This window comes from Halanaerobium sp. (assembly GCF_003070835.1).
Genome location: NZ_QBLR01000460.1, coordinates 1 through 1939, shown reverse-complemented (window position 1 = coordinate 1939; position 1939 = coordinate 1). Strand labels below are relative to the sequence as shown.

Genomic DNA, 1939 nt, shown 5'->3' with positions numbered 1-1939 from the left:
AATTACTGATATTAGATTTCTACCTTTAGATAATTTTGCTGCATATATGAAAGTTGCAGACGTGATCTTACTTCCATATTTGAACATCTCTCAAAGTGGTGTGTTATTATCTGTATTAGCTGAAGAAAAACCAGTTCTAGTTTCCGACCGAGGTGGATTAACTGACCCTTTCGAGGTTGGAAAAATTGGCTGGGTTATTGAACCAACTAAATCTGAGTTAAAGAACTGTTTGAGAGAAATTATTAACAACGGAAATGAAATTAGAAAAATAAAAAATAATGAGGAATTATGGACTAAAATTAAACAGTATTATTCCTGGAAAGATATTGGCAAAAAAACAACAGCTTTTTATGAATCATTATTACACTAGGTAATATATAAATATTTGGAGTGGTTTCAAATGATAACAGCATTAATTATGGCTGGTGGAGAAGGAACAAGATTCTGGCCCTTAAGCAGAAAAGATAATCCTAAGCAGTTTTTAAAATTAAATGATGAAAAAAAAACAATGCTGCAGGAAACTGTAGAAAGAATAAGTGGACTTGTTCCCTTAGAACAGGTATTTATTGCAACTAATGAAGCCTACCAAAAAGCAATCAAGAAACAGCTGGATGGTATACCAAAAGAAAACATAATAGTAGAACCAATGAAAAGGAATACTGCTGCTTGTATAGGCCTATCATCAGTGGTGATCGAAAACAAATATCCGGGCTCAACAATGATTGTTTTACCTGCAGATCATTTAATAAAAGATGAAAAGAAATTTGTGGATATTTTATCTAAAGCAGTAATGACTGCTGCAACTGGCAAAAATCTTGTTACTTTAGGTATTAAGCCAACTCATCCAGAAACAGGCTATGGATATATTCATTATGGTGATCACTTGCATACAATAGATGGAGATCAGGTATTTGAAGTTCAAAACTTTACTGAAAAACCTGATTTAGATACTGCTAAAGAATTTCTCAATGATGGTAATTATCTCTGGAACAGTGGAATGTTTATCTGGCGACTGGATAGTATTTTATATAATATAGAGAAATATTTACCTGAAATGTATAAGTCTTTAGCAAATATAAAAAATGCTTTGGGAACAGATTTAGAACAGAAAGTTATAAAAAATGAATTTAAGCAGATGGAAAGTGTATCTATAGATTATGGAATCATGGAAAAAGCAGATGACATTTTTGTTATCCCTAGTTCTTTTGGTTGGGATGATCTTGGCAGTTGGCCTGCGCTGGAGAGAATCAAAAAAATAGATGATAACGGTAATGTAGTCGTCGGTAAACATTATGGTATAGATACTACTAATTCTATTATTCACAGTCCAAATAAAGTAGTAACTACCATTGGACTTGATGATGTAGTGATAGTAGATACAGAAGATGCAATTTTAATTTGTGACAAAAATAGAGCCCAAGAAGTAAAAGAGATCAGAAAAATACTAGCAGATGAAGGTCTGGGCGACTGTTTATAGTTTACAAAAGTAATTAAGGTTGTGAATTAGAATGAATAAAAAGTTTCCTTAAAAGAATACAACCTTCTAATTGGAAAAGGGAATCTAGGTTTTTATCAACGAGCTGAAGTCACAATCATCTTTGCTTTTAATAAAAAACACAAAACGCCAAGAAACTTATATACAATAATTGTTTTAGAAGAAAATAAACCTGAGCTTAATCAAGATGGTTTTTTAACAGATGGACTCATTGAGATAAATAATGAATATTCTCTAGGAATAAGTCAGGAATATAAAAGTCTTCCTGAAATAGAAAACAAATATCAAAAACTAATTGAAGAAGACAAATGGTCAGATGATAAAGATCAGTTAAATATAGCTGATTTAATTTCTGTACCTAAACAGTTTGTTCGCTCAGATGGTTCAAAATTAATTCCTGTCAACTCTGTATTGAAAAACAACTTTTACAATGGATCTTATATC

At 31.5% G+C, this 1939-nt stretch carries 2 protein-coding genes; both read left to right on the top strand.

Features of this window, described 5'->3' with window-relative positions; genetic code table 11:
- A partial coding sequence (locus CI949_RS20435) for a glycosyltransferase (RefSeq protein WP_290769873.1) occupies positions 1-370 on the top strand: 370 nt, incomplete at its 5' end.
- Between the two features lie 30 nt (positions 371-400).
- Entirely contained in the window at positions 401-1477 is a 1077-nt protein-coding gene (locus CI949_RS20430; protein ID WP_134059221.1) for a mannose-1-phosphate guanylyltransferase, read from the top strand.
- The last annotated feature ends 462 nt before the right edge of the window (positions 1478-1939 follow it).

Bases quoted from the DNA above. Each gene is read 5' to 3' on its own strand.
- CI949_RS20430 (WP_134059221.1), top strand. From the start codon at position 401: ATGATAACAGCATTAATTATGGCTGGTGGAGAAGGAACAAGATTCTGG.